Below are 14,802 nucleotides of genomic sequence, written 5' to 3' on the forward strand. Positions count from 1 at the left end.
CATGAACTCTATTGGGTTTAAATCCTCTGATAGGAGGAAATACACCCCAACTCGCGTTAAACTGCGCGGGTTTTTAGCCCCCCCCATACATCGGAGCCTTCCATGTCCCGCGTTACCCTGAGTCGCTATTTGATCGAGCAGACCCGCAGCAACAACACGCCTGCCGATCTGCGCTTCCTTATCGAAGTGGTGGCGCGTGCTTGCAAGGAAATCAGCCACGCCGTGTCCAAAGGCGCGCTGGGTGGTGTCCTGGGCAGCATGGGCACTGAAAACGTCCAAGGCGAAGTGCAGAAGAAACTCGACGTGATCTCCAACGAGATCCTGCTCGAAGCCAACGAATGGGGCGGTCACCTGGCCGGCATGGCGTCCGAAGAAATGGACAATGCCTACCAGATCCCGGGCAAATACCCGAAAGGCGCCTACCTGCTGGTGTTCGACCCACTGGACGGTTCGTCCAACATCGACATCAACGCCCCGGTCGGCACCATCTTCTCGGTACTGCGTTGCCCGAACGAACACCTGAGCCAGAACGAAGCCCTGAACGAAAAGGCCTTCCTGCAGCCGGGCACCCAGCAGGTTGCCGCCGGTTATGCGATCTACGGCCCGCAGACCATGCTGGTCCTGACCCTGGGCGACGGCGTCAAAGGCTTCACCCTGGACCGCGAAATGGGCAGTTTCGTCCTGACTCACGAAGACATCGTGATTCCTGCGGCTACCCAGGAATTTGCGATCAACATGTCCAACCAGCGCCACTGGGAAGAACCGGTCAAGCGCTACGTCAACGAGTTGATGGAAGGCGAAGACGGCCCGTTGAAGAAAAACTTCAACATGCGCTGGGTCGCGGCGATGGTTGCCGACGTACACCGTATCCTGACCCGGGGTGGCGTGTTCATGTACCCCCGTGACAGCCGCGAGCCGTCCAAGCCGGGCAAACTGCGCCTGATGTACGAAGCCAACCCGATGTCGTTCCTGGTTGAACAGGCAGGCGGTGTGTCCACCGACGGCCACCAGCGTATCCTCGACATCCAGCCCGAAGGCCTGCACCAGCGCGTGGCGGTGTTCCTGGGTTCGAAGGAAGAAGTTGAGCGTGTGACCGGCTACCACAAGCAGTAACGGTGGAAGGGAGCAAGCGCTCTCGCCAGGTTCAAGGCGTGAAGTCTTGAACGATAAGAAGCCCCGAAACGTTTCAGCGTTTTCGGGGCTTTTTTGTTTTCGTTTGTCGGGAACCAGACACCTGTTTTCCCTTCTAAGCTTCTGGCAGACCCCCACCTGCCTCGTCCCTCCAGGAGTTATTCCATGTCGTTACGCCGTCTCGCTTTGCTGGCCTTTTGCGTGCTGTTGGCCGCTTGCAGCAAGGTCAATCAGGAAAATTACGCGAAGCTGTCGGCTGGCATGGCCAAGACCGAAGTGGAGTCGTTGCTGGGCAAGCCGACCGATTGTTCCGGCGCGCTGGGCATGTCTAGCTGCACCTGGGGCGATAAAAACAGCTTTATCAGCGTTCAATATGCCGGTGACAAGGTTCTGATGTTTTCCGGGCAAGGCCTGAAGTAAACCGGGGCGAAAGCCTGCGGGAGAAGAAGAATGATGCGTTTTGTTTTGTTTTTTTGCGCCAGCCTGTTTTTGGCGGGCTGCGCCAGCCATTCTGGCGATGATCTGCAACCTAAGACCGCGAGTAACGTCAACCTCAAGCGTTACCAGGGCACCTGGTACGAATTGGCGCGATTGCCGATGTACTTCCAGCGCAACTGCGCGCAGTCCGAGGCCCGCTACACACTGCTGCCAGATGGCGATATGTCGGTGTTCAACCGCTGCCTGACAACAGAATGGAAGTGGGAAGAAGCCAAAGGCACGGCCACGCCGCAAGTGCCGGGCAAGACCGACAAGCTCTGGGTGGAATTCAATAACTGGTTTACCGCGCTGTTGCCGGGCGTCGCCAAGGGCGATTACTGGGTGCTGTACGTCAGCGATGACTACAAGACCGCCCTCGTCGGCAGCCCGAGCCGGCGCTATATGTGGATCTTGTCGCGCACGCCAACGGTCAGCGCCGACACCCGCGAAGACCTGCTGAGCAGGGCGCGGCAGCAGGGTTATGACACCACACGTTTGATCTGGCGCACGTCGGACAAGCAGATGGCGAAGACCTCGCAATAACTCTGGATCAGCACAAATCCAATTGTGGGAGGGGGCTTGCCCCTCCCACATTTGTTATGGATTGCCTGTTAACCGAGTAACTCCCTCAAAACCTGGGTAAACGCCCGGTTGCTCTCTTCTTCAGCGGCATGCCGCCCGTCGCGCACCACCCACTTGCCGTTGACCAGCACATCGCGCACCTGCCGATCGCCGCCGGCGAACAGCCAGCGATTGAGAATCCCGTCCGCCGTCGCCGTCGCCAGGTACGGATCGTTACCGTCCAGCACCAGCCAATCGGCACGTTTGCCTACTTCCAACCGACCAATCGGCTGCCCCAGCGCCTGGGCGCCGCCGTCCAGCGCGGCATCGAACAGCGTGCGGCCGACCATCGGCTGATCGTGACGATACAAGCGATTGCGCCGCTGATCGCGCAGGCGTTGGCCGTATTCCAGCCAGCGCAGTTCTTCCACCACGCTCAGTGACACATGGCTGTCGGAACCAATGCCCATGCGCCCGCCCTGGGCGAGGAAATCCACCGCCGGAAAAATCCCGTCGCCCAGGTTGGCTTCGGTGGTCAGGCACAAACCGGCAATTGCACGGCTGCTGGCCATGCGCGTCACTTCCGCAGGATCGGCATGAGTGGCGTGTACCAGGCACCAGCGTTCATCGACGTCGACGTTGTCATACAGCCATTGCAGCGGGCGTTTGCCGCTCCAGGCCAGGCAGTCGTCGACTTCTTTCTGTTGCTCGGCGATGTGGATATGCACCGGGCAGGCCTTGTCGCTGGCGGCCAGCACGTCTGTGATCTGTTGCGGCGTGACGGCGCGCAGGGAGTGGAAACACAAGCCCAACTGCTGCGCCGGTTGTGCGGCGAGGATTGGTTTCAGGCGCGCCTGCAGGTCCAGGTAATGTTCGCTGCTGTTGATAAACCGTCGCTGGCCTTCATTGGGTGCCTGGCCGCCAAACCCTGCGTGGGTGTAGAGCACCGGCAGTAGCGTCAGGCCGATCCCGCTGCTGGCGGCCGCCTGGCTGATCTGCCGCGACAGTTCCGTGCGGTCGGCATAGGGCTGGCCGCTGATGTCATGGTGGACGTAATGAAACTCCGCCACCGAGGTGTAACCGGCCTTGAGCATCTCGATATACAACTGGCGCGCGATGATCTGCAGTTGCTCCGGATTGATCTTGCCGACCATGCGGTACATCAGCTCGCGCCAGGTCCAGAAGCTGTCATTCGGGTTGCCGGCCACTTCGGCCAAGCCCGCCATGGCACGCTGGAAAGCGTGGGAGTGCAGGTTCGGCATGCCTGCCAACACCGGGCCTCCGAGCCGTTCGGCGCCGTCTGCACTGGCATTGGCCGCAACGTGGGTCAGCCGGCCATCCGCGCCGACTTCAAGACGTACATCGTTGGCCCATCCATCAGGCAGCAGCGCGCGTTCGGCAAAGAAAGCGGACATGTTCAAGGCACCCCGGTCGTGTGTTTATTTGTATATACATATACAGACGTTTGCCTGCTCGGTAAACTCCGGCAATCTATGCATCTTTTTCCCCTGCAAGGATTCCCCGTGCCGACTCCGCCCGCCAAGTCTTCACTGGCTGCCCACCTGGACGAAAGTCCGGCGCCCTTGTATGCCCGCGTCAAACAGATGATCAGCCAGCAGATCCTCAGCGGCAACTGGCAGCCCCATTACCGCGTGCCATCGGAGAGTGAACTGGTCAGCCAGCTGGGTTTCAGCCGCATGACCATCAACCGCGCCCTGCGCGAACTCACCGCCGAAGGTTTGCTGGTGCGCATGCAAGGCGTCGGCACGTTTGTCGCCGAGCCCAAGAGCCAGTCGGCGCTGTTTGAAGTCCACAACATTGCCGATGAGATCGCCTCCCGTGGTCATCGGCACACCTGCCAGGTCATCACCCTGGGCGAAGAGGCGGCCGGTTCCGAGCGCGCCGTTGCCCTGGAAATGCGCGAAGGCGGGCGGGTATTCCACTCGCTGATCGTTCACTTTGAAAACGATATTCCCGTGCAAATCGAAGACCGCTTCGTCAACGCCCTGGTCGCGCCGGAATACCTGCAGCAGGATTTCACCCAGCAAACGCCCTACGCCTATTTGAACCAGGTCGCACCGTTGACCGAGGGCGAGCATGTGGTCGAAGCCATCCTCGCCGATGCCGCCGAGTGCAAGTTGCTGCAGATCGAACCGAGCGAGCCATGCCTGTTGATTCGTCGACGCACTTGGTCCGGTCGCCAGCCAGTGACTGCCGCGCGCCTGATCCACCCAGGTTCGCGTCATAGCCTGGAAGGACGTTTCAGTAAATGAGTGCCGTGACCGTCTGGCGCGCCGCGAATTACGTGCGCATGCCATGGAAAAACGGTGGCGGCAGCACCGAAGAAATCAGCCGCGATGGCGGCCATGGCCTGGAGGGCTTTGGCTGGCGCCTGTCGATTGCCGATATCGGCGAGTCGGGCGGGTTTTCCGCCTTCGCCGGTTACCAGCGCGTGATCACGGTGATCAACGGCGCGGGCATGGTCCTGACCGTGGACGGCGAGGAACAGCGGGGGTTGTTGCCGCTGCAACCGTTCGCGTTCAAGGGTGACAGCCAGGTGTCGTGCCGCCTGATCAGCGGGCCGATCCGCGATTTCAACCTGATCTATTCGCCCCAGCGTTTCCAGGCGCGGTTGCAGTGGGTGGATGGGGTGCAGCGTTTTTTCAGTACGGCGCAGACGGTGCTGGTGTTCAGCGTGGCGGATGAGGTGACGGTGCTCGGCCAGGTGCTGGGCCATCATGATTGCCTGCAGGTGGATGCTAATACCGGCTTGCTGGATATCTCGGTCACGGGCCGCTGCTGCATCATCGAACTGACCGCACGCGGTTAAAAAATGTGGGAGGGGGCTTGCCCCCGATAGCGGTGGACCAGTCAGCTTATCTGTAGCTGGCCCACTGCAATCGGGGGCAAGCCCCCTCCCACATTTGTTTCCCCACTGTTCTTGCGATCTGTTTCCAGCCTTCCGCACCACTTTGTTACCGAACGCCCCAGGGTGGCGCAACACCACCCTGGCGTGGCAAACCTGCCTCGCTGTAAAACCGCCCCGTAAGAAATTTCATCACGCCTCGAAGCCTTAATTTCCAAGGCTTGCGCACGACTGTGCAAACAATCGCGCCCGCTCCCGAGGAAAGTTGGCCGCTCGATTGCATATGCTTGTATGTACAAGTAAAGGTGTGTGCGTAAGAGTCCACTTTGCACGCATCCAGTTCGCGCATCGATCGCTGAGGAGTTCTGGTTGTGACCGATTTTTCTAACGCTAAGCCTACAAAATACCGTGACGTCGAAATCCGCGCCGCCCGCGGTAACACGCTCACCGCCAAAAGCTGGCTGACCGAAGCGCCGCTGCGCATGCTGATGAACAACCTTGACCCGCAAGTGGCCGAAAACCCGAAAGAGCTGGTGGTGTACGGCGGCATCGGTCGTGCGGCGCGCAATTGGGAGTGTTACGACCAGATCGTCGAGAGCCTCACCCATCTGAACGACGACGAAACCCTGCTGGTGCAGTCCGGCAAACCGGTCGGCGTGTTCAAGACCCACCGCAACGCCCCGCGTGTACTGATCGCCAACTCCAACCTGGTGCCGCACTGGGCCAGTTGGGAACACTTCAACGAACTGGATGCCAAGGGCCTGGCCATGTACGGCCAGATGACCGCCGGCAGTTGGATCTACATCGGCAGCCAGGGCATTGTCCAAGGCACTTACGAAACCTTCGTCGAGGCCGGTCGCCAGCATTACGACAACAACCTCAAGGGCCGTTGGGTCCTGACCGCCGGCCTCGGCGGCATGGGCGGCGCGCAACCGTTGGCCGCGACCCTGGCCGGCGCGTGCTCGCTGAACATTGAATGCCAGCAGGTCAGCATCGATTTCCGCCTGAACAGCCGCTATGTCGACGAACAGGCCAGCGACCTCGACGACGCGCTGGCGCGCATCGCCAAGTACACCCAGGAAGGCAAAGCGATCTCCATCGCCCTGCTGGGCAACGCCGCCGAAATCCTGCCGGAACTGGTCAAGCGCGGCGTGCGCCCGGACATGGTCACCGACCAGACCAGCGCCCACGACCCTCTCAACGGCTACCTGCCGGCCGGCTGGACCTGGGACGAATACCGCGCCCGCGCCAAGACCGAACCGGCGGCCGTGATCAAGGCCGCCAAGCAGTCGATGGCTGTTCACGTCAAAGCGATGCTGGACTTCCAGAAACAAGGCATCCCGACCTTCGACTATGGCAACAACATCCGTCAGATGGCGCAGGAAGAAGGCGTGGAAAACGCGTTCGACTTCCCGGGTTTCGTACCGGCTTACATCCGCCCGCTGTTCTGCCGTGGCATCGGCCCGTTCCGCTGGGCGGCGCTGTCGGGCGACCCGCAAGACATCTACAAGACCGACGCCAAAGTCAAAGAGCTGATCCCCGACGACGCGCACCTGCACAACTGGCTGGACATGGCCCGCGAGCGCATCAGCTTCCAGGGCCTGCCGGCGCGTATCTGCTGGGTCGGCCTGGGCCAGCGCGCCAAGCTGGGCCTGGCGTTCAACGAAATGGTGCGCAGCGGCGAGCTGTCCGCGCCGGTGGTGATCGGCCGCGACCACCTCGACTCCGGCTCGGTGGCCAGCCCCAACCGTGAAACCGAATCGATGCAGGACGGCTCCGACGCCGTGTCCGACTGGCCGCTGCTCAACGCCTTGCTCAACACCGCCAGCGGTGCGACCTGGGTTTCGCTGCACCACGGCGGCGGCGTGGGCATGGGCTTCTCGCAGCACTCCGGCATGGTGATCGTCTGCGACGGCACCGACGAAGCGGCCGAGCGCATTGCCCGCGTGCTGCACAACGACCCGGCCACCGGGGTGATGCGTCACGCCGATGCGGGGTACCAGATCGCGATCGATTGCGCCAAAGAGCAGGGCTTGAACCTGCCGATGATCAAGTAACGGCTGGCTCTGTTCCTGTGGGAGCTGGCTTGCCTGCGATTGCATCACCGCGGTCTACCCGAAAGACCGCGTCGCCCGCATCGCAGGCAAGCCAGCTCCCACAGAAGAGCAATCAGCACCCAAAACAATCCATCAGAGGTTGAACACCCATGGCTGCAAATGACGCGCGTGCAAGCACCACCCCGTTGATCGAAAGGCGTTCGATCGACTACATCCCGGAAGCGGAAAGACACGGTCGTCTGTTTAGCCAGTTCACCCTATGGATGGGCGCCAACCTGCAAATCACCGCGATTGTCACCGGGGCCTTGGCCGTGGTGCTCGGCGGTGATGTGTTCTGGTCGTTGATCGGTCTGTTGATCGGCCAACTGCTCGGCGGCGGCGTCATGGCGTTGCATGCGGCGCAAGGGCCGAAACTTGGCCTGCCGCAGATGATCTCCAGCCGGGTACAGTTCGGGGTTTATGGCGCGGCCATCCCGATCGTGCTGGTGTGTTTGATGTACCTGGGTTTCACCGCCACCGGCACCGTACTTTCCGGTCAGGCGCTGGGCCAGTTGTTCGGTGTCAGCGACAGCGTCGGTATCCTTATCTTTGCCAGTGTCATCGTGCTGGTCACGGTGCTCGGCTACCGCGTGATCCACTTCATCGGCCGGGTCGCCAGCGTCATTGGTGTGATTGCCTTTGTCTACCTGTTCAGTCGCCTGATGAGCCAGGCCGACATTGGCGCACTCCTGCAAATCCGCCACTTCAGTTGGAGCAGCTTCCTGCTCGCGGTGTCGCTCGCGGCCTCCTGGCAAATCGCCTTCGGCCCCTACGTGGCGGACTATTCACGCTACCTGCCGAGCCAGACGTCTTCGCTGAAAACCTTCCTGGCGGCTGGCGCGGGTTCGGTGATTGGCGCACAGGTGGCGATGGTCCTCGGTGTGTTTGCCGCCGCCCTGTCCAACGGGCAATTCGCCGGTCACGAAGTGGCCTACATCGTGGGCCTGGGCGGTACGGGGGCCACCGCTGCGCTGCTGTACTTCAGCATCGCGTTCGGCAAGGTCACCATCTCCACGCTGAACTCCTACGGCAGTTTCATGTGCATTGCCACCATCATCAGCGGCTTCCGCGGGCGCCTGGAAGTCACGCGCTTGCAGCGCCTGGCTTTTGTGCTGGCCATCGTCGGTACCGCGACCCTGATCGCGTTGCTCGGCCAGCACTCGTTCCTCGGTGCGTTCAAGTCGTTCATCCTGTTCCTGCTGGCGTTCTTTACGCCCTGGAGCGCGATCAACCTGGTGGACTACTACTGCATCACCCGCGAGCGTTATGACGTGACCGCGCTGGCCGATCCGAACGGGCGCTACGGGCGTTGGAACCTGCTCGGTATCAGCGTCTATGTGTTCGGCGTGCTGGTGCAATTGCCGTTCATCTCCACCAAGTTCTACACCGGTCCGCTGGTGGCCGCCCTGGGTGATGTGGATATTTCCTGGATCATCGGTCTGATAATTCCCGCAGCCATGTACTACGTATGTGCGAAAAAATGGCACAGCGCCGTGCCCGATCAACTGATTCTGCCGCTCGAGCAGAACAGTGCGGTACCCCCTGCAACGAGCGGGGCCGGTCGCGCTGCGGCGCAGGCCTGATTGGATGTGGACCGGGCAGGATGCCTCTTGACTGCCGTAAGCCAATTCATGATTAGGAGCGTCACACAATGAAATCGAACAAGACCCTGCTGACCACATTGCTTTCCCTGGGCTTGCTGGCAAGCACCGGCGCCCAGGCGGCCGGTTGGTGCGAGTCCGGTAAACCGGTGAAATTCGCCGGCCTGAACTGGGAAAGCGGCATGTTGCTCACCGACATCCTGCAAACCGTTCTGGAAAAGGGCTACGACTGCAAAACCGACAGCCTGCCGGGCAATTCCATCACCATGGAAAACGCCCTGAGCAGCAACGACATTCAAGTGTTTGCCGAAGAGTGGGTCGGTCGCAGCGAGGTGTGGAACAAGGCCGAGAAGGCCGGCAAGGTCGTCGGCGTCGGCGCTCCGGTGGTGGGGGCGATCGAAGGTTGGTACGTGCCGCGTTACGTGATCGAAGGCGATGCCAAGCGCAAGCTGGAGCCCAAGGCGCCGGACCTGAAGAACATCGCCGACCTGGCCAAATACGCCGCCGTGTTCAAGGACCAGGAAGAACCGTCCAAAGGCCGTTTCTATAACTGCCCGGCCGGTTGGACCTGCGAGCTGGACAACAGCGCGATGCTCAAGAGCTACGGCCTGGAAAGCACCTACACCAACTTCCGCCCCGGCACCGGCCCGGCGCTGGATGCGGCTGTGCAGTCGAGCTACAAGCGCGGCGAGCCGATCCTGTTCTACTACTGGTCGCCAACGCCGCTGATGGGCCAGGTCGATTTGGTCAAGCTGGAAGAAAAACCCGGCGTGGATAAAAGCGTGAGCATCAAGGTCGGCCTGTCCAAGACCTTCCACGAGCAAGCGCCGGAACTGGTGGCCATGCTGGAAAAGGTCAACCTGCCGATCGACCTGCTGAACCAGAACCTCGGTCGCATGGCCAAAGAGCGTATCGAATCACCGAAATTGGCGCAGCTATTCCTCAAGGAACACCCTGAAGTCTGGCACGCCTGGGTGAGCGACGACGCTGCCAAGAAAATCGACGCGGCCTTGTAGGTCATGCGTACCCGGCTACCCTGAGGGGCAGCCGGGCGCCTGGCCACAACCCACTGGATCGAGAGCACGCTATGTTTCCTGAGAGTTTTACGTTTTCCATTGCCAACTGGGTCAACGGTTGGGTGGATTCGCTGGTGACCCACTACGGCGATGTGTTCCGGCACATCTCCGACACCCTGCTATGGGCCATCGTCAACCTGGAAGGCCTGCTGCGCGCCGCGCCCTGGTGGCTGATGCTGGGCATCGTCGGCGCGGTGGCCTGGCATGCCACGCGCAAGGTGGTGACCACGGCAGTGATCGTCGGCCTGTTGTTCCTGGTCGGCGCGGTCGGCCTGTGGGACAAACTGATGCAGACCCTGGCCCTGATGCTGGTCGCCACGCTGATTTCGGTGCTGATCGGCATTCCGCTGGGCATCTTGTCGGCGCGCAGCAATCGCCTGCGGTCGGTGCTGATGCCGCTGCTCGACATCATGCAAACCATGCCCAGCTTCGTGTATTTGATCCCGGTGCTGATGCTGTTCGGCCTGGGCAAGGTGCCGGCGATTTTCGCCACGGTGATCTACGCCGCGCCGCCGCTGATCCGCCTGACCGACCTGGGGATTCGCCAGGTCGACGGCGAAGTCATGGAAGCCATCAACGCCTTCGGCGCCAACCGCTGGCAACAGCTGTTCGGCGTGCAACTGCCGCTGGCGCTGCCGAGCATCATGGCCGGCATCAACCAGACCACCATGATGGCGTTGTCGATGGTGGTGATCGCCTCGATGATCGGCGCCCGTGGCCTGGGCGAAGACGTACTTGTCGGCATCCAGACCCTCAACGTCGGGCGCGGCCTGGAAGCCGGGCTGGCCATTGTGATTCTCGCCGTGGTCATCGACCGCATTACCCAGGCCTATGGCCGTCCACGGCATGAGGCGAGCAAATGACGACGGTCAGCAAAATCGAAGTGAAAAACGTCTTCAAGATCTTCGGCAACCGCGCCAAAGACGCGCTGGCGCTGATCGGCCAGGGCAAGACCAAGGATCAGGTGCTGGCCGAGACCGGCTGCGTGGTCGGCGTCAACGACCTGTCCCTGAGCATCGGCACCGGCGAGATCTTCGTGATCATGGGCCTGTCGGGCTCGGGCAAGTCCACCCTGGTGCGCCACTTCAACCGCCTGATCGACCCCACCAGCGGCGCGATCCTGGTCGACGGCGAAGATATCCTGCAACTGGACATGGACGCCCTGCGCGAATTCCGTCGGCACAAGATCAGCATGGTGTTCCAGAGCTTCGGCCTGCTGCCCCACAAGAACGTGCTCGACAACGTCGCCTACGGCCTGAAAGTGCGCGGCGAAACCAAGCAGGTGTGCAGCGAGCGCGCGCTGCACTGGATCGACACCGTGGGCCTCAAAGGCTATGAAAACAAATACCCGCACCAGCTCTCCGGCGGCATGCGCCAACGGGTCGGCCTGGCCCGCGCCCTCGCGGCGGACACCGACATCATCCTGATGGACGAAGCCTTCAGTGCTCTCGACCCGCTGATCCGCGCCGAGATGCAGGACCAGTTGCTCGAACTGCAAAAGACCCTGCACAAGACCATTGTGTTCATTACCCACGACCTCGACGAGGCGGTGCGCATTGGCAACCGCATTGCGATCCTCAAGGACGGCAAGCTGATCCAGGTCGGCACGCCCCGGGAGATCCTGCATTCGCCGGCGGATGAGTATGTGAACCGGTTCGTTCAGCGGCGGGCGGCGGTGGTCTGATCCGGATTATGTGGGGCGGCTGCTGGCCTCATCGGGAGCAAGCTCCCTCCCACAGGGGATGCATTCCAAAGGTGGGAGGGAGCTTGCTCCCGATAGGGCCAGTAAAGCTGCACAAGAACTCAAGAAGGTATGAAGATGTCCCAGGCAGCAAAAATCATCATCACCAACGCCCCCCTGCGCTGGCAGGACGTGGTCGCCGTGGCCCGTCACGGCGCGGTGCTCGAACTCTCGGGCCAGGCCTGGGCACGCATCGACAATGCCCAGGCCATCGTGCAGCGCATCGTCAGCAGCGGCGAGCGCGCCTACGGCGTGAACACCGGCCTGGGCGCGCTGTGCAACGTGTCGCTGGAGGGCGAGCAACTCAGCCAGTTGTCGCGCAACACCCTGTTGAGCCACGCCTGTGGTGTCGGCCCGGTGCTCAGCGACGAACAGACCCGCGCAATCATCTGCGCGGCGATCGTCAACTACAGCCAGGGCAAATCCGGCCTGCATCCGCAGGTGGTGCATGCGCTGCTGGCGCTGCTCAATCACGGCATCACGCCGCAAGTGCCGTCCCAGGGTTCGGTGGGTTATTTGACCCACATGGCCCATGTCGGCGTGGCGTTGCTGGGGATTGGCGACGTGAGCTACCGGGGCCAGATCGTCGCGGCGCAACAGGCCCTGAGCGCAGAAGGGTTGCAGCCGGTGGTGCTCGGCGCCAAGGACGGCCTGTGCCTGGTCAACGGCACGCCGTGCATGACCGGCCTGAGCTGCCTGGCCTTGGCCGATGCCCATCACCTGTTGCAATGGGCCGACGTGATCGGCGCCATGAGTTTCGAGGCCCAGCGCGGCCAGATCGATGCGTTCGACGCCGAAATCATCGCCCTCAAACCGCACCCCGGCATGCAGCAGGTCGGCATCAACCTGCGGGCGTTGCTCGACGGCAGTGAAGTGATCGCGAGCAGTAAAGGCCTCCGCACCCAGGATGCCTTGAGCCTGCGTTCGATCCCGCAGATCCACGGCGCGGCCCGCGACCAAGTGGAACATGCGACCCGGCAGATCGAGACCGAACTCAACAGCGCCACCGACAACCCGCTGCTGCTCGGCACGCCGGATCGCTACCGCGTGGTGTCCCAGGCCAACCCGCACGGGCAGTCCGTGGCGTTGGCCGCGGATATGCTGGCGATTGCCATGGCCGAGATCGGCGCCGTCGCCGAGCGCCGCCTGGACCGCCTGATCAACCCCCACGTCAGCGGCTTGCCGGCGTTCCTGGTGAGCAACCCGGGAGTCAACTCCGGGATGATGATCGTGCAATACGTTGCCGCTTCCTTATGCGCGCAGAACCGCCAGTTGGCGCAACCGGCGGTGCTCGACAACTTCGTCACCTCGGGCCTGCAGGAAGACCACCTGAGCATGGGCACCAACGCCGCGCTCAAGCTGCACCAACTGTTGGCCAACGTGACCCAGATCCTCGCCATCGAGTACCTGCTGGCGGCCCAGGCCTTCGAGTTTCTCAAAGACCAGCGTTTCGGCGCGGGCACCGACCGCGCCTGGCGCCTGCTGCGTGAGCAGGTCGCGCCTTACGCGCAAGACCGCTGGCTGGCGCCGGACATCGCGACCGCCGCCGCGCTGCTCAAGCACAGCACTTCGCTGCACCAGACGTTTCCCGAATTGCACTGAACAATAATTTCCAAGGAGCATGAATGTGACTGCGCTAACTCTGATTCCAGGCCAACTGAGCCTTGCCCAACTGCGGGCCATCTACCAGCAGCCGGTAACCCTCAGCCTGGATGACAGCGCCACGGCGCAGATCGAGGCCAGTGTCGCCTGTGTGGAGCAGATTCTCGCCGAGAACCGCACCGCCTATGGCATCAACACCGGTTTCGGCCTGCTGGCCTCGACCCGCATCGCCAGCGAAGACCTGGAAAACCTCCAGCGCTCCCTGGTGCTGTCCCACGCCGCCGGTGTCGGTGAGCCGATCAGCGATGCGCTGGTGCGGCTGGTCATGGTGCTCAAGGTCAACAGCCTGAGCCGTGGGTTTTCCGGGATTCGCCGCCAGGTGATCGACGCGCTGATCGCGCTGATCAACGCCGAGGTATACCCGCATATTCCGCTCAAAGGCTCGGTCGGTGCCTCCGGTGACTTGGCGCCCTTGGCCCATATGTCCCTGGTGCTGCTCGGCGAAGGCAAGGCGCGCTACAAAGGTGAATGGCTGGAGGCGAGCGCCGCGCTGAAAATCGCCGGCCTCGCGCCGCTGACCTTGGCGGCCAAGGAAGGCCTGGCGCTGCTCAACGGCACCCAGGTGTCCACGGCGTATGCCCTGCGTGGCCTGTTCGAGGGTGAGGATCTGTTCGCCGGCGCCCTCGCGTGTGGCAGCCTCACCGTGGAAGCGGTGCTGGGCTCGCGCTCGCCGTTCGATCCGCGCATTCACGCCGCACGCGGCCAGCGTGGGCAGATCGATTCGGCAGCGGCGTACCGCGACCTGCTGGGCGAAAGCAGCCAGGTGTCGCAGTCGCACCAGAACTGCGACAAGGTGCAAGACCCTTATTCCCTGCGTTGCCAGCCACAAGTCATGGGCGCCTGCCTGACCCAGTTCCGCCAGGCCGCCGAGGTGCTGGTGATCGAGGCCAACGCGGTGTCGGATAACCCGCTGGTATTCGCCGCCGAAGGCGACGTGATCTCCGGCGGCAACTTCCACGCCGAACCGGTGGCCATGGCCGCCGACAACATGGCGTTGGCCATCGCCGAAATCGGCTCCCTGAGCGAGCGGCGTATCTCGCTGATGATGGATAAGCACATGTCGCAGCTGCCGCCGTTCCTGGTGGGCAATGGCGGGGTGAACTCCGGCTTCATGATCGCCCAGGTCACGGCTGCGGCACTCGCCAGCGAAAACAAGGCGCTCGCCCATCCCCACAGCGTCGACAGCCTGCCGACCTCGGCCAACCAGGAAGACCATGTGTCGATGGCTCCGGCTGCGGGCAAGCGCTTGTGGGAAATGGCTGAAAACGTTCGCGGCATTCTGGCCGTGGAATGGCTGGCGGCGTGCCAGGGCCTGGACCTGCGCGAAGGCCTGAAGACCTCGCCGAAGCTGGAAAAAGCACGCGCTACCCTGCGCGGCAAAGTGGCGTTCTACGACAAGGACCGCTTCTTCGCCCCGGACATCATCGCCGCCACTGAACTGCTCGCCAGCCGCTGCCTGAATGAACTGGTGCCGGCCAAGTTGCTGCCGAGCCTTTGAAAAACCCTCCGCCCCTGTAGGAGCGAGCTTGCTCGCGAAGACCCCCCAGGCGCCGCGAGCTATCAGGTAGCACGCGTTATCGTTGAGGTTTTT

The 14,802-nt window shown here is 62.3% G+C and carries 13 protein-coding genes; 12 read left to right on the forward strand and 1 reads right to left on the reverse strand.

The annotated features are described in order from the left end of the window. Nucleotides 1-102: 102 nt before the first annotated feature. The 3 genes from U5A08_RS01735 (at nt 103) to U5A08_RS01745 (ending at nt 2,151) form a co-directional block, all read left to right on the forward strand. A complete protein-coding gene (locus U5A08_RS01735; protein WP_253392764.1) occupies nt 103-1,113 on the forward strand; it encodes a class 1 fructose-bisphosphatase in 1,011 nt (336 codons plus the stop codon). A gap of 183 nt (nt 1,114-1,296) precedes the next feature. After that, a complete protein-coding gene (locus U5A08_RS01740; RefSeq protein WP_247400529.1) occupies nt 1,297-1,551 on the forward strand; it encodes an outer membrane protein assembly factor BamE in 255 nt (84 codons plus the stop codon). 30 nt (nt 1,552-1,581) lie between these two features. Next, nucleotides 1,582-2,151, forward strand: coding sequence for a lipocalin family protein (locus U5A08_RS01745; protein ID WP_253392766.1), 570 nt, complete (start codon nt 1,582-1,584; stop codon nt 2,149-2,151). 68 nt (nt 2,152-2,219) lie between these two features. Here U5A08_RS01745 and U5A08_RS01750 read toward each other — a convergent pair whose 3' ends face one another. After that, nucleotides 2,220-3,584 carry a formimidoylglutamate deiminase gene (locus U5A08_RS01750; RefSeq protein WP_321850026.1) on the reverse strand — a complete coding sequence of 455 codons (1,365 nt, stop codon included), beginning with the start codon at nt 3,582-3,584 and terminating at the stop codon, nt 2,220-2,222. 78 nt (nt 3,585-3,662) lie between these two features. Here U5A08_RS01750 and hutC point away from each other — a divergent pair, with 78 nt between their 5' ends. The 9 genes from hutC to hutH all read left to right on the forward strand — a co-directional run bounded on the left by hutC (nt 3,663) and on the right by hutH (nt 14,709). Beyond that, nucleotides 3,663-4,442 (forward strand): histidine utilization transcriptional repressor HutC, encoded by a 780-nt coding sequence (gene hutC, locus U5A08_RS01755; protein WP_321850027.1) that lies wholly within the window; start codon nt 3,663-3,665, stop codon nt 4,440-4,442. After that, complete coding sequence (locus U5A08_RS01760) at nt 4,439-4,999, forward strand: HutD/Ves family protein (RefSeq protein ID WP_253392770.1); 561 nt, start codon at nt 4,439-4,441, stop codon at nt 4,997-4,999. The genes hutC and U5A08_RS01760 overlap by 4 nt, the downstream gene beginning before the upstream one ends. A 407-nt stretch (nt 5,000-5,406) precedes the next feature. After that, on the forward strand, nt 5,407-7,092 hold the full coding sequence (gene hutU / locus U5A08_RS01765; protein WP_253392771.1) for a urocanate hydratase: 1,686 nt from the start codon (nt 5,407-5,409) through the stop codon (nt 7,090-7,092). Nucleotides 7,093-7,241: 149 nt separating this feature from the next. Beyond that, the gene (locus U5A08_RS01770) at nt 7,242-8,714 is read left to right on the forward strand and encodes a purine-cytosine permease family protein (RefSeq protein WP_253392774.1); all 1,473 of its coding nucleotides are present in this window, start codon (nt 7,242-7,244) and stop codon (nt 8,712-8,714) included. Between the two features lie 68 nt (nt 8,715-8,782). Then, nucleotides 8,783-9,748: an ABC transporter substrate-binding protein gene (locus tag U5A08_RS01775; RefSeq protein WP_321850028.1), complete on the forward strand. Its 966-nt coding sequence runs from the start codon at nt 8,783-8,785 to the stop codon at nt 9,746-9,748. Nucleotides 9,749-9,819: 71 nt separating this feature from the next. Then, complete coding sequence (locus U5A08_RS01780; RefSeq protein WP_253392778.1) at nt 9,820-10,671, forward strand: ABC transporter permease; 852 nt, start codon at nt 9,820-9,822, stop codon at nt 10,669-10,671. Continuing rightward, the gene (locus U5A08_RS01785) at nt 10,668-11,492 is read left to right on the forward strand and encodes a quaternary amine ABC transporter ATP-binding protein (RefSeq protein WP_321850029.1); all 825 of its coding nucleotides are present in this window, start codon (nt 10,668-10,670) and stop codon (nt 11,490-11,492) included. The genes U5A08_RS01780 and U5A08_RS01785 overlap by 4 nt, the downstream gene beginning before the upstream one ends. A 135-nt stretch (nt 11,493-11,627) precedes the next feature. Further along, nucleotides 11,628-13,151, forward strand: a complete 1,524-nt coding sequence (locus tag U5A08_RS01790; protein ID WP_321850031.1) for an HAL/PAL/TAL family ammonia-lyase — start codon at nt 11,628-11,630, stop codon at nt 13,149-13,151. 19 nt (nt 13,152-13,170) lie between these two features. Continuing rightward, nucleotides 13,171-14,709, forward strand: coding sequence for a histidine ammonia-lyase (hutH, locus tag U5A08_RS01795; protein ID WP_253392790.1), 1,539 nt, complete (start codon nt 13,171-13,173; stop codon nt 14,707-14,709). Nucleotides 14,710-14,802: the final 93 nt, after the last annotated feature.

Source organism: Pseudomonas paraveronii (assembly GCF_963681955.1).
In the GTDB taxonomy this organism is placed as follows: Bacteria; Pseudomonadota; Gammaproteobacteria; order Pseudomonadales; family Pseudomonadaceae; genus Aquipseudomonas; species Aquipseudomonas paraveronii.

Coding starts and splice junctions, on each gene's coding strand:
- U5A08_RS01735 (WP_253392764.1), top strand. CDS start 103: ATGTCCCGCGTTACCCTGAGTCGCTATTTGATCGAGCAGACCCGCAGC.
- U5A08_RS01740 (WP_247400529.1), top strand. CDS start 1,297: ATGTCGTTACGCCGTCTCGCTTTGCTGGCCTTTTGCGTGCTGTTGGCC.
- U5A08_RS01745 (WP_253392766.1), top strand. CDS start 1,582: ATGATGCGTTTTGTTTTGTTTTTTTGCGCCAGCCTGTTTTTGGCGGGC.
- U5A08_RS01750 (WP_321850026.1), bottom strand. CDS start 3,584: ATGTCCGCTTTCTTTGCCGAACGCGCGCTGCTGCCTGATGGATGGGCC.
- hutC (WP_321850027.1), top strand. CDS start 3,663: ATGCATCTTTTTCCCCTGCAAGGATTCCCCGTGCCGACTCCGCCCGCC.
- U5A08_RS01760 (WP_253392770.1), top strand. CDS start 4,439: ATGAGTGCCGTGACCGTCTGGCGCGCCGCGAATTACGTGCGCATGCCA.
- U5A08_RS01770 (WP_253392774.1), top strand. CDS start 7,242: ATGGCTGCAAATGACGCGCGTGCAAGCACCACCCCGTTGATCGAAAGG.
- U5A08_RS01775 (WP_321850028.1), top strand. CDS start 8,783: ATGAAATCGAACAAGACCCTGCTGACCACATTGCTTTCCCTGGGCTTG.
- U5A08_RS01780 (WP_253392778.1), top strand. CDS start 9,820: ATGTTTCCTGAGAGTTTTACGTTTTCCATTGCCAACTGGGTCAACGGT.
- U5A08_RS01785 (WP_321850029.1), top strand. CDS start 10,668: ATGACGACGGTCAGCAAAATCGAAGTGAAAAACGTCTTCAAGATCTTC.
- U5A08_RS01790 (WP_321850031.1), top strand. CDS start 11,628: ATGTCCCAGGCAGCAAAAATCATCATCACCAACGCCCCCCTGCGCTGG.
- hutH (WP_253392790.1), top strand. CDS start 13,171: ATGAATGTGACTGCGCTAACTCTGATTCCAGGCCAACTGAGCCTTGCC.